12 protein-coding genes and 2 pseudogenes are annotated in these 12,240 nt (G+C 57.5%); 7 read left to right on the top strand and 7 right to left on the bottom strand.

The features are described 5' to 3' along the window. Positions 1 to 96: 96 nt before the first annotated feature. Positions 97 to 330: a Y4oE-related protein gene (locus BLU35_RS19975; RefSeq protein WP_286161565.1), complete on the top strand. Its 234-nt coding sequence runs from the start codon at positions 97 to 99 to the stop codon at positions 328 to 330. A 203-nt stretch (positions 331 to 533) separates the two neighbouring features. Further along, positions 534 to 1,048: pseudogene (locus tag BLU35_RS36185) on the top strand (IS5/IS1182 family transposase); the annotation flags it as partial. On the opposite strand, the gene BLU35_RS19965 reads toward BLU35_RS36185, so the two are convergent. From BLU35_RS19965 to BLU35_RS19945, 5 genes are all read right to left on the bottom strand, one after another. Continuing rightward, positions 993 to 1,682, bottom strand: a complete 690-nt coding sequence (locus BLU35_RS19965; RefSeq protein WP_093234215.1) for a winged helix-turn-helix transcriptional regulator — start codon at positions 1,680 to 1,682, stop codon at positions 993 to 995. The pseudogene BLU35_RS36185 and the gene BLU35_RS19965 sit on opposite strands and share 56 nt — an antisense overlap. Before the next feature lie 32 nt (positions 1,683 to 1,714). Next, positions 1,715 to 2,491 (bottom strand): SDR family oxidoreductase, encoded by a 777-nt coding sequence (locus tag BLU35_RS19960; RefSeq protein ID WP_093234214.1) that lies wholly within the window; start codon positions 2,489 to 2,491, stop codon positions 1,715 to 1,717. Further along, positions 2,488 to 4,200 carry an acetolactate synthase catalytic subunit gene (locus tag BLU35_RS19955; protein ID WP_093234213.1) on the bottom strand — a complete coding sequence of 571 codons (1,713 nt, stop codon included), beginning with the start codon at positions 4,198 to 4,200 and terminating at the stop codon, positions 2,488 to 2,490. Before BLU35_RS19955 ends, BLU35_RS19960 begins: the two co-directional genes overlap by 4 nt. A 14-nt stretch (positions 4,201 to 4,214) precedes the next feature. Continuing rightward, on the bottom strand, positions 4,215 to 5,558 hold the full coding sequence (locus tag BLU35_RS19950; RefSeq protein ID WP_093234212.1) for an aspartate aminotransferase family protein: 1,344 nt from the start codon (positions 5,556 to 5,558) through the stop codon (positions 4,215 to 4,217). A gap of 119 nt (positions 5,559 to 5,677) precedes the next feature. Next, positions 5,678 to 6,358: a GntR family transcriptional regulator gene (locus tag BLU35_RS19945; RefSeq protein WP_093234211.1), complete on the bottom strand. Its 681-nt coding sequence runs from the start codon at positions 6,356 to 6,358 to the stop codon at positions 5,678 to 5,680. 283 nt (positions 6,359 to 6,641) lie between these two features. On the opposite strand from BLU35_RS19945, the gene BLU35_RS19940 reads away from it, so the two are divergent. From BLU35_RS19940 to BLU35_RS36180, 5 genes and pseudogenes are all read left to right on the top strand, one after another. Next, the gene (locus BLU35_RS19940) at positions 6,642 to 7,754 is read left to right on the top strand and encodes an ABC transporter ATP-binding protein (protein WP_093234210.1); all 1,113 of its coding nucleotides are present in this window, start codon (positions 6,642 to 6,644) and stop codon (positions 7,752 to 7,754) included. Then, the gene (locus tag BLU35_RS19935; RefSeq protein WP_093234209.1) at positions 7,751 to 8,650 is read left to right on the top strand and encodes an ABC transporter permease; all 900 of its coding nucleotides are present in this window, start codon (positions 7,751 to 7,753) and stop codon (positions 8,648 to 8,650) included. Before BLU35_RS19940 ends, BLU35_RS19935 begins: the two co-directional genes overlap by 4 nt. Next, entirely contained in the window at positions 8,640 to 9,506 is an 867-nt protein-coding gene (locus BLU35_RS19930) for an ABC transporter permease (RefSeq protein WP_093234208.1), read from the top strand. The genes BLU35_RS19935 and BLU35_RS19930 overlap by 11 nt, the downstream gene beginning before the upstream one ends. A 39-nt stretch (positions 9,507 to 9,545) precedes the next feature. Then, positions 9,546 to 10,619: an ABC transporter substrate-binding protein gene (locus tag BLU35_RS19925; protein ID WP_093234207.1), complete on the top strand. Its 1,074-nt coding sequence runs from the start codon at positions 9,546 to 9,548 to the stop codon at positions 10,617 to 10,619. A gap of 334 nt (positions 10,620 to 10,953) precedes the next feature. Further along, positions 10,954 to 11,088: pseudogene (locus tag BLU35_RS36180) on the top strand (integrase); the annotation flags it as partial. Between the two features lie 27 nt (positions 11,089 to 11,115). Here the strand turns inward: BLU35_RS36180 and BLU35_RS19920 are convergent. Both BLU35_RS19920 and BLU35_RS19915 read right to left on the bottom strand, forming a co-directional pair. After that, positions 11,116 to 11,598, bottom strand: a complete 483-nt coding sequence (locus BLU35_RS19920; protein ID WP_093234206.1) for an RES family NAD+ phosphorylase — start codon at positions 11,596 to 11,598, stop codon at positions 11,116 to 11,118. Continuing rightward, positions 11,595 to 12,026, bottom strand: a complete 432-nt coding sequence (locus BLU35_RS19915; protein ID WP_037381763.1) for an antitoxin Xre/MbcA/ParS toxin-binding domain-containing protein — start codon at positions 12,024 to 12,026, stop codon at positions 11,595 to 11,597. Before BLU35_RS19915 ends, BLU35_RS19920 begins: the two co-directional genes overlap by 4 nt. Positions 12,027 to 12,240: the final 214 nt, after the last annotated feature.

Raw genomic sequence — 12,240 nt, 5'->3', positions numbered from 1 at the left:
AAGGACCACTCTAGAGGTTCTGTGGCTCGCGAGCGCCGAGTTTAAACGTCCGGCAGAACTCTTGATCCCCTGCGCCGGACGCCAGGAGGCTCACCCGTGTCCAGAATTATTCCTACATCCAATTTTGAACTGTCACGAAAAGATGGCTGCAGAGAGCTCAATCACGGCGAGGCGGCTGCGGTCGCGACCGATATCTATGGGAATGAGGCGGCGACGGCCGTCGCGTATTGTGCGCTCGAAGCCTGGGTTGACCGCCGCACTGCAGACTATGACTTTTGGTTCGAAGTCTTTCGCCGATTGATGGTAAGCGGTGTCCCGGTCGCACCTTGACCAAGATGCTTTAGGTAGTTTCGAGGATTGCCGCCATAACGGGACGGCTGCTTCGCGCCGATACTGTTGAAAAACTCGTCATTGCAGGCACTTGGGACGCGTGATTCAATCCTCTTTGATTTGGCAGGGGATCAGGCGAATGATGGGATTTCAGGCGGCTCCGGCGCAGCTCTTTTACGATTTCAGTCTCGAAGAGCACGAAGGAAAAGGAGATCGCTCCGCATATTCCTGTGTTCGACAAGTCCAACCGGACAGACGGGACTTTCTCACGTGCCGACTTCAATTGGGATGGCGAGGGAGATCGCTACATCTGCCCGGCGGGCAAGGAGCTGGTTCAGTTCCGCCGCACCTACGCGACGCCCCGATCGGGCATCACCAGTGAAGGCACCCGGCTTTATCGGGCCAGCAAGAAAGCTGCCCGAATGCAGTTGCTCGCAAAGTCCCTCGTGATCTCAATGAGGATGCCCGTGACGTCGCCAGAGCCATTGCCGGCACGCCCGATTACGAACGTTCACGGCATCGTCACAAGAAGGTCGAGATGCTCTTCGCTCACCTCAAGCGCATCCTGCGAATGGCCAGGTTGAGACTGCGTGGTCCATGTGGTGCACGCGATGAATTCCTGCTCTCAGCAACAACCTCAGAAGGCTGGCAAAGCTCAGCCTTCACGCCTCCATGCTCTCGTCGAGTGAGTAGCCCACCGACCGCACCGTACGAATAATGTCGGCGCCATAACGGTTAAGCGCACGCCTGATGTTGCTGATATGAATGTCCACCGTGCGAGGTTCGACGTCGACTTTCGGGAGCCACCCGGCTGCGATCAGGTCTTCTCGACTGTGCACCGTGGTGGGCTTCTTCATAAGATGCAGAAGCAAACGAAACTGTAGCGCGGAAAGCGTCACTGGATTTCCGCTCCGAGTAACGCGCACCCGCGAAATGTTCATTTCAACATCGCTGTAACGAAGGACCGGTCCAGATGTAGCGTCCGAATTATCAGCCGTAGCCGTGCGGAGCCGCATTAGGAAACCGAGCAAGAGTTCCGGATCGAACGGGCTGCAGATGACGGCGTCGACGCCGGGGTGGCGTGCGAAGTAATCCGCATCAGAAGATTTTATGAAGGCAGCAATCGCCACATTAGCATCCGCCGCCTTGATCCGCCCGCAAAGTCCAAGAAGCGCTTCTGGTCGACAGGAACAGTCGAGCAGTACGGCTACCGGCGCCTCTTTTTGGAACGCGTCAAACAGACCGGCTTGACCTGTGCAAACCTGAACCTCGAACCCTTGGGTTGCCAGAATATGTTTCAGCAAAAGGAAGAGCTGAACATTATCGGTTTGAATGAGTACTCCACACGCCATCACCACCTCTGCCTTCGCTCGTGACCTTGCAATCAAGGCGGTACGTATTCACCACCATTGACGTCGATGGTTGCACCGTTCACATACGCTGCTTCGTCAGACACGAGGAATCCGATGGCTGCCGCCACTTCGTCTGGTTCACCCAAGCGGCCCGTCGGAATGCGCGAGATGGCGGCCCGATTGGTTTCGCTGTTACGCGGGCCTGCCATCTCCGTGGCAATGCGACCTGGTGCCACAAGATTGATGGTGATGCCATGTGGCGCGTGACCAGCAACAAGCGAACGAGTAAGGCCCGCCAGTGCCGCCTTGGAGGTGACATAGGCGGTACCGGCAATCTTCGGCAGGGCACGCCCAGCGATAGAACCCACGAATACGATGCGCCCAAATCCCTGAGCGACCATTCCAGGTAGGACGGCTTGGCAACAGAGCATTGCGCCAGTTAGGTTGACAGAAAACACGGCGTTCCATTCGTCGAGCGTAATCTGTTGGAAGACTGCTGCACCCGACAGTCCCTTAGGCGATATCCCGGCACTACAAACGAGTATGTCAACTTTACCCCACCGCTCGTTCAATTCCTGGAAGAAAGCGCTGATTTGTTCGGGCTGGGCCAGGTCGACGCTACGCGCGAATATACGCCCGGCGTCGAATGTTGCCGTGAGTTCGCGGGCGGCTTCGTGCACGTGGGTGGCGGATTGTCCGAAGACGGCTACACGGTCCCCACGCTGCAGCAGGCGTCGGGCTGTGGCCAGCCCGATCCCCGATGTTCCCCCGGTTACGACCGCAATTCTCGAAGTAGTCCGCTTCGTCATTCCGCCGCATCCATCTTGGCAAAGAGCGACAATGGCGGATGCGCCTCAGGATCGGTCATGACTTCGATAAGAAGCGGGGCTCCGGTCAAGCCAATTTGGAGGTGATGCGCAAGCTCACTTGGGTCGTCGACGCGCACCGCGGGATAGCCGCAGGCCTCTGCCAGCTTCACGTGGTCTACGTCGGCGAAATGACATGCCGACGTATAGCTGCCAAACTTCACAGTCTCTGCATCGCGTTGGAAACCGAGAACCCCATTATTCAGAACGATGATCGTTATGGGCAGTTTCATGCGAACGATTGTCTCGAGTTCCGCCCAGCTGTGGGCAAATCCACCGTCGCCAACGACAGCAAAGACCGAACTATCCGGACGAGCGACCTTGGCGCCAATCGCGAGCGGCACCCCCCAACCGAGTCCCGCCAGTCCGCGAGGCGTGATAAATCGCGTGCCGGCGGCCGGCGCCCGCAACTGTCCCAGCACCCACATGGACGAATAGCTGGCATCGGCGACGACAGTCGCCTTGGCCGTCAGCAAGTGCTGAAGCTCTGCCATGAGGCGCTCTGGCCGTATCGGGCGGGATGTAGACGTCGCAGCGTCACGCCGGTCGAATTCAAATTCCTTCCAGTATGCGGCAATAACTCCCTCCAGGCGGGCGCGATCGGCTTGCCGCCTTGTCAGATCGACGCAGCTTAGTTCTGTCCGCAGCGCCGCGAGCGTCTCGCGTGCATCGCCGACAAGACGAAGCGACTCGTAGTTTCGGCCGATCTCGACCGGGTCGATGTCGATGTGGACAACAGTCGCCTTCGTTGGAATTTGACGCCAATTGTCCGTGCCGTTCTGGTTGGTCCGCGTTCCGATCAGAACAACCAGATCCGCGTTCTCGACCATTGGCAATGTGCGGCGGCCGAGTGAACGGGGGCCGACCAGGGAGCCAAGAACGCCAGCAGAAAGTGGATGATGTTCGTCGACAGCCCCCTTCCCCATGTTTGTAGTGAATACCGGGAGGCAAGCTTCCTCCTGCAACGCGATAAGCTCAGCGGCAGCACCGCCACAGTGAATTCCACCCCCCGCAATGATAATGGGCGCCCGCGCTTCAGCGATGAGAGAGGCAGCGCGCGCCAGTGCCGGACCGGATGGCCGGATCCGATCCAAAGGCCAGTGGCCGAGGCTCACAGACCTTGGCGCGCTTGGCGCCGGCACCCGTGCGCGCAAGAGATCAGCGGGAAGCAGAAGTGCGACGGGCCCTGCACGTCCTGACGTTGCCGCCGTGAATGCTGCGTCAACATAGTCATCGATCCGTTCAGGAACAGTTACGCGCCGCACCCACTTGGTACAGGACTGAAAGAGCGCGATCTGATCAAGTTCTTGAAAAGCGTTTTTGTCTGCCTGGTCACGTTCGACATCCTGCACCAGTGCAACGATGGGCACACTCGCCTTCAGGGCTTCAGCGAGCGGCGGTACCAACAAGGTTGCCGCCGGACCATTCTGCGCGGCGACAACGCCAACTTTGCCGGAGAGACGGGCGTAACCATCAGCCATTGCGCCCCCCATATTCTCTTGCCGGTAGGCAATCTGGCGTATGTCGATTGCTTCGGCGGCAAGGATAACCGCCGACGGGAGGCTTTGGGCAAAGATGAACTCCACGTCATGGCGACGCAGACTTGCGGCAATGCGTTGCGCAACGGTCTCGATGGAAGTGTGTTTCGTCATTGAGCCCGTTCCTCTCACGACCGTACCTCCAGGGCTAAAAACGCATCAAATGCCTCAAGGATGAGGTCAATGTCGCTGTCGACCATCGCCGTCGACAGGCAGGCCGCCGCACCCATTGGAAGAAGAATACCCATCTCAAGAAAATGGCTGCTCAATCCTCGCATCACAGCGGCTTCGCAGGCGCCCTGATAGGCATCCCGAAACTCGATCGGCGCTCTACGCTTGGGATGGATGCGGAACAGGGAGGCAGCGCCGGTCACAGAGAAATCAGCATCGTACCTGGCGATGATGGCCTTGAGGCCACTGCGCAACCTGTCGCCCATTTCCTCAAGGCGGTTGAAAGCCTCTTGCGTCATGGCCTCCATAGCCACTCGACCGGCAACCATGGAAACAGGATTGGCGGAGAACGTACCACCCTGGGGCAACAAGGGCTTTGCGTGATCGGCACCAAAGACGCGCATCACCTCTTCGCGGCCGCCAATTGCGCCAATCGGAAAGCCGCCTCCAATGATCTTTCCCGCCGTGATCAGGTCAGGCGTAAGTCCGTACCGGGCCGAGGCGCCAGCGTAGCTTTGCCGTAGATTGAGAACTTCGTCGGAAATAATCAGAATCCCATATTTGCGAGCTATTTTGCACAGCGCTTCGATGAAAGTGGGCTCCGGATGCATCAAGCCTGCTCGGCTCGGCATCGGGTCAATCACGATGCAAGCGATACGATCACGCGATGCACCCAGGCGTTCGTCGAGACCATTGACGTCATTAAATCGAAGCAGGTGAACCTCTTCAGCCAAACTCGGCGGAGCGCCGCGGTAGGCGGGCGCCGCGACGGCGGATGGCTCCCAACCTTCGGCGCCTGGAACAAGGTTTTGACCAACCTCTGCCCAATCGTAGGCGCCGTGATACGCGCCCTCGATCCGGGCAATCGCGTGTCGGCCTGTGAAGGCGCGAGCCGCTTTGATCGCGAACATGACCGCTTCCGTCCCGCTGTTGACGAAACGGACGCGCTCCATCGCCGGGATGCGGGCGGTCAGAAGCTCGGCTAACGCGATTTCGTGTTCAGTCGGATTGGCGAAACAGGTCCCCGAATGGAGAAGCTTGGAAACAGCGTCACAGACCGGCGCGAAGGCATGCCCATGAATAAGTGTCGTGAAGTTGTTGTTGAGATCAAGGAACCGGTTTCCATCGACATCGAGTAGATGGGCCCCTTCCCCGCCCTGAATGTAGATCGGGAAAGGATCCCTCTCCACGGTTACTCTCGTAGTTCCGTCAGGAAAGACGGCCTTTGCACGATGAAATAGGATTCGGGATTTGTTGCGGGCAGCGAGCTGCCGCATTTCGTCTTTCGGATGAACGAGCATGATTCCGGCTTCCTGACAGAGATATGGATCGCTCGTTTTGCACGAGCTTTATACTTTTGTTGCAACAAAAATCCACATCGTCAAGTCCGTACAACAAAAACTCCGTTCATGACGGCCATTTAAATCACGCCAACCGACACCTTCAGGCGACGGTAACCGTCACGAATATCACCCTCCATTGCCGCCCTCAGGCTCGCCGCGTCACGCTCCTCGAGCGCCTCCATGGCCACCTCATGGTTGCGAACCCCATATCTCTCATTTGCAAACTCAGGATAAAGATTGTGAAGCGAGGGACCGATCCTCAGCCACAGGCTTTCAATAATGGAGACGAGGTGCAGCAAACCGGAAAGCCGGTAGATGGTGAAATGAAATTCCTTGTTATGCCAAAGCGCATCCGCGTAGCGTCCTTCTTCGAGGGCAGAATTAATAAGCACTTGTAATGATTTCAATTTTTCCACATCTTCGGGAGCTGCATGCGGGGCCGCCTGCTCAGAAGCCAGACCTTCCAGCGCAAGCCGCGTGAGAGTTATTTCTCGAAGGGCCGAAGCGTCCAGGATAGGGACAACGACCGTCTTCGGCCCTGCATAGACCAGCGCCCCCTCATTGGCCAGGCGATTGATTGCGTCGCGCGCGGGCGTTGTACTGACGTCCAACTCATGCGCAACAGCACGCACGGTAAGCTTGTGTCCCGGTCTATAGACGCCACGGATGATCCGCTCCTTCATTTCCCTGTAAGCAGCATCGCCCAACCTTTCCACAGCGCGCTCGGGATCTAGCGAGTCATCCGGTCTATTTGGCATTTCACGTCCCCACTCGGTTGACACCACGACTTTTTGATGCAACAAAAATTAAGTGTGAAGGTTTTGCAAAGCGTTTGTCGCGTCAATACAGCTTTAGCAGCTTTCCCAAGCATGGTCACGCAGGCGGCGGAACAAGCAGCCTGCGGGACATCAACAATCTCAGCACGAATTATTTAGCCCTATTCCGACGTCGAAGCGGAAGAGGCTGTCTCATCACGGCCAAATTTGAGGGCCGCATCGGGGGAAGGCGCTGTTCAGCGTCCAGCTGAAAGGAACGACAGAATTGATTGGCCAATCTTTGTCCCTAGTAGGGCTTCAAAAACAATACGGAAGCGTGCCGGCGGTTCATGAACTGTCAGTCGATATTGCCGCCGGGGAGTTTGTCTCACTTTTGGGCCCGTCTGGTTCCGGCAAGACGACGGTCCTGACGATGGTTGCCGGATTTGAAGGACCCAGCGCCGGCCGGATCATAATCGGCAACGCGGACGTTACTCACCTTGCCCCCAATCACCGCAACATTGGTATGGTGTTCCAAAAGTATGCTCTCTTCCCCCACCTTACGATCCGCCAGAACATCGCGTTTCCACTCAGGATGCGAGGCAAGCTGCAGAAAGCTGCGATTTCGCGGCGCGTCGATGAGATGCTGGAACTCATTCAGCTCGCCCAGTATGGGGAGCGCAGTCCGAACCAACTCTCAGGGGGGCAGCAGCAGCGGGTCGCGTTAGCGCGCGCCTTGGCGTTTGAACCGCCCGTCCTCTTGATGGATGAACCGCTTGGCGCACTCGACAAGAAGCTGAGAGAAGCCATGCAGATTGAAATCAAACGTCTGCAAGAGCGGCTGGGCGCGACGGTCGTCTATGTGACTCATGATCAGGACGAAGCTCTGACGATGTCGGACCGGGTGGCAATCATGTCCAATGGTCGGCTGAGGCAGTTCGGGCCTCCCGCGGAACTTTACTGGAAACCGAGTTCCGAGTTTGTTGCGGACTTTATTGGCCGCATGAACTTCGTTGACGGCGACTGCCTCCACAACGCGGCAAACAATACGGTCGTGCGCCTTTCCGATGAAACAGTACTCAACCTGAACCTGGATGCGCGTGGCTCCCATCGCGCGTACGCGCCGGGCGAGGCGCTTCGCTTAGCAATTCGCCCAGAGAGCATTCGCTTGTTAAGGCGCGGCCAAGGCGGTGCGGATGCACTTCCAGGTATCGTAGAAGCCTCGCTGTTCGTTGGGTCGATCTACATCGTCCTCGTCCGATTGGTGGCGCGGCCAGAAGTCGTCTTCCAGGTGCAGATCGCCGCGGACGGATTTGTTCCGCTTGGTAAAAACGACAATGTGGACATTCTTTTCAATTATGAAGCAGTGCATGTCTTCCCATCGAGGGACGCGGCATGACGGGCTTCCCACCTCAATCAGCGCCGCATGCACGAGCCCCTGGACGCGTTACAATCGCCTCTGCACGTTACTATTCGCTCCCGACGTCCTTCGCGTTGGCCTTACCGCTAATAGGAGCCCTAGGCGTCGGCTTTCTGTACCCGGTTTCGAAGCTTATCGCATTGAGCTTTTCCGAAGGAACACTTGCTCAGTATCAGCGCATCATCGCCGAACCGCTCCACATCAGCGTTTTCCTAAGCACCCTCGAGGTCGCTATGGGGGTGACGCTGGCGAGTTTATTCCTCGGGTTCCCGGTTGCCTATCTAATGGTACGCCTGCGCAAGGGCCGGGCAATGGTCGTGGCAGCCTGCGTGTTCATCCCGCTATGGACGTCCGTCCTCATCCGTTCCTATGCATGGGTCGTACTTCTTCAGCGAAACGGCATCGTGAACAACCTGCTCACAGACGCGGGTGTTACAGACGCGCCGCTAAAGCTGATCTACACGCACGGTGCGGTTATTCTCGCCATGACACATGTGTTGATGCCGTTCATGATTTTACCGATCTATTCGGCATTGCGCGCCCTACCGGCTGATTATGTGCGGGCTGCCCGCAATCTCGGCGCCGGGGCTCTTCGGGCTTTCGTCGCCGTCACATTGCCACTCAGCCTACCTGGCGTCTTTGCCGGCAGCGTGATGTGTTTCGTGCTTGCCCTTGGTTTCTACATCACCCCTGCGCTCGTGGGCGGTCCGGGCTCAATGCTGATCGCGACACTCATCGGCCAGCAAACGATTGTCCTGCTCGATTGGCCCTTTGCGGCAGCACTTTCGACCGTCCTTCTCTCGGTCACACTCCTTTTCGTCTTGCTCTTCCGCAGGGCGCTATCGTTCAGCAAAGGGTTGAACAATGTCAATTGATCGAGCATCCGTGCCACGCCGTCTTCCGACTATGCTGGACAGGATTCCTTTTTCCGTTGTCCGAAAGTATTCGAGAGCAGGTGGCGTTCTTGTCGCAGGCGTAGCGATTGGAAGCATTCTCTTCTTTCTGTTGCTACCAACCCTAATCGTCATCCCCATGTCGCTCAGCGAGACGAACCACATTGAGTTCCCGCCCCGTGGCCTGACTTTGAAGTGGTACAGCGCCTATTTCAATGACCCTGACTGGATGGCAGCAACCTGGTTCAGCTTCAGGATTGCGCTCGCCACGACAGCCGCAGCCACGATCACCGGCACTATGGCTGCGCTTGCTATTGCCCGCGGATGCCTTCCGTTCAAATCCGCGTTGCAGGCGCTCGCGCTCGGACCGATGATCGTGCCGCATATCGTGCTTGGCGTCGCGCTTTATCTCGCATTTTCGCCTCTACAATTGACTGGCAGCTTCCTCGGCTTCCTCATTGCGCACACGGTGCTGGCAATTCCTTACGTTATCATCCCCGTCACCGCGTCACTTCAGCGGTTTGACCCAACGTTGGAACTGGCTGCGTTGAACTGCGGGGCGAACAGGCTGCGGGCATTCTTCTTCGTGGTGCTGCCAAACATAGCATCGGGTGTAGCGGCAGCCGCGGTCTTCGCTTTCCTCGCGTCCTTCGACGAAGCGACGGTTGCGTTCTTCATATCCGACATCGGCGGCAAACCTATCGGCCGCAAGATGTTCGAGGACATCGACTTCAACCTGACGCCGGTTATCGCCGCCGTTTCGACGGTGCTTGTCGCTACGTCACTCCTGCTGATGGGAACAGTTCATCTTGTGAGCGCGCGCAGTTCCCGTAGCTGAAAGTCAAACCCTGTTCTAATCAAACGAAGGAACCTCTGCATGCCTTCTCGGCTTCCACTTTCCGCAAGCTTCGTCAGACCGGCTGTTTTCGCTGGTCTCCTCTCGTCTATCCCGTTTCTCCCGGCATTCGCCGCAGACCAAGTGATCATCGCTTCGACCGGCGGCGCCTATGACAGGGCCTTGAAGGAGGCCTGGTTCGATCCCTTCACGAAGGAAACGGGGATCGAGGTCGTCATCGTCGCGGCGACAAACGCCGAAATGCGCGCCAAGGCTGCGGCGATGGTCAAAACCGGCAATGTCAGTTGGGATCTCTATCTCGACGGCGAAATTCAGGCCGCATCGAAGGCACATCGGGCAGTCACAGAAGATCTAACCGTGTTCTGTCGCCAATTTGCAGATCGCGAAGATCTCAATGAGAATACCTGTTCAGCAGGTGGCGCGTTACTCCAGTCGACTGCAACCTTGCTGGCCTACCGGACGGACAAGACCGGCAAAGCCGCACCCGAAACTTGGGCCGACATGTGGGACACCATGAAATACCCAGGGGAACGCGCATTCCCCAATTTCGATGATCCCTGGCGCGTCATGGCAGCCGCGCTCCTCGCCGACGGCGTCTCCCGCGATGATCTGTTTCCGCTCGATGTGGATCGCGCGCTGGCGAAGCTCGATGAGATCCGTCCCTCAGTTTCACTCTGGTGGAGATCCGGTGATCAAAGTGTCCAAGGCTTTCGCAATGGCGATTATTCACTGGGACAAATTTGGCTGACGCGGGCAAAGGCAATGCAGAACGAAGGACTGCCGATCAGTTGGTCCTACAAGGCGTCCTTCCTTGTCGGCGACCGCATCGCTTTGGTGAAGGGCGCACCCCATCATGACAACGCGCTCAAACTGATAGCCTTTTGGCTGAATTCACCAGCAGCGCAGGCCAAAGCCTGCGAAGCACTTTCCTGCACGCCGCCGAGTCGTGAGGCAATCGCAATGATGTCGGAGGAAGCACGCAGGACAATGCCGCAAGCTGATGACGTTCGCAATTACGTCATCGTGCCGGACGCGGAGTGGATCAACACCAATGCTGCGATGATGCTGCAGCGTTGGAATGCGTGGATTCGGTGATTGTGCGAACCTCTCCGGCGAATGCTACGGCGCGGCCACGCACCACAGCACTCGAGGCCGTGGTCTGCTTGGAGCGATGAGGGTCCGATTGCCAGACCCAGTTGGCAATCGGAAGGACAAAGCCGCGGGAAGCCCCGATCTATCGCGGTGTAACCCTCGCCACTATCCTTCGCCTTGGTGGGATTCGAACCGTCACCGACACCGCTCCCTATTAAACTCCTGATTTTGTTAACTTTGTACGGGAGAACACCTTATTACGGAACTCTCATGCATTTTCTCACCGAACCATGTCTCGCTAGTCTGCAATCGGCAATTCGATAACTGGAACAACCACACCGAAGCCGCCAACCGCGGTATCCCCCTCCCCGAAGCCATGCAGCAGTCATTGCACAAATCGGTGACGCAGGCTGCCCGCTACTACAACGACGCGGAACGCAAGCAGGGACGCGCAGCCAGGTTGATGATCTGAGAACGGAACAGCGCGTGCCATTCGCCGTCACGATCCGAACAGCCGCCTATCCCAATATACTGGCTGATGAAGGCTGACCGTGATGCTCGCAAAGCCAGGATGAGCAGGGTTGATGATTATGTTCTGATCGAGCCTGGCCACGACACTCGGCACGATTAGAACGGCACTGCGCTTTTGCAGGCACCAGGCCTCGGCGAACTCCTTGCTTGCAACGGCCGGCATTGAGTCCCAGCCGGGCACCGCAGCGGTCGAAAACACCTCATAGGTCAGCCCCCTTGGAATTGTCACCTGAACATAGTGCTGGTTCGGCGGTAGCCGCCCACTGCCGTGCACGAGCTTTTCCAATACAGCGGTGGAATAATGTTCGCTTGTGTAGATGACAGGCGTTCCAGGCGTGTTCCAACGCCCGGGCGCAATCGTAGAACCAGTGGCGTCAAAGATCGGATAAGCCCCGTTGGGATCTCCTATTCGGTAAGCCGACAGTGTTCGATCAAGAACCTGGGCCGTCACGCAGCACTTCCATATTTGAGACTGGCGAGGATCTCCAGCACCAGTTCGGCCCCGATCTCGTTTTGAATGACGACGTCAATCGGAGCTCTATCCTCGAGCATGGGGTGGCTTCGGAACAGGAAATCCCGCGCCGCGTCTGGCCCTTGCCAAACGTCCACGGCGAGGTTCCACACCCGCGCGACGCGGGCAACCCTCATGCCTTCCTCTGGGGAGAGGCGCAGGCTGACCTTGCGCCGTTCCAAAGTGGCCTTGGGGACGAACCGATATTTGAAATGCCCATCATTCGGAGCAAGCAGATGCGAGACGCGCTCCAGCACTGTGATCGGCAACCCTCCTTCAATTCGCGAAACCAGACCGAGCGGTGATCGCGCTCCGATTTCCTTGGGAGGAAGACCGAGTACGTCTGCTACTTTTTCAAATGCCAACATCGCTAAAAACCTCACCTCACTTGAGGCAAAAAATAGTATCAATCGGTGAAAACTACAACCGCTCAATCGCAAATGCCGCACTCAGGCCGGTATTTTCTTTCGCCCCACACTTCCCCACATCAACGCCATCAGCATTGGGCATAACGAAAACTCCCCGCGCTCCGCTTTCCGTGTCAGGCCTTAGAATTCGCAGCAATCACCCACCCTAAGAATG

Source organism: Sinorhizobium sp. NFACC03, from assembly GCF_900103435.1.
Taxonomy (GTDB): domain Bacteria; phylum Pseudomonadota; class Alphaproteobacteria; order Rhizobiales; family Rhizobiaceae; genus Ensifer.
The sequence above is the reverse complement of the archived record's forward strand: the minus strand, read 5'-3'. Positions and strand labels throughout refer to the sequence as shown.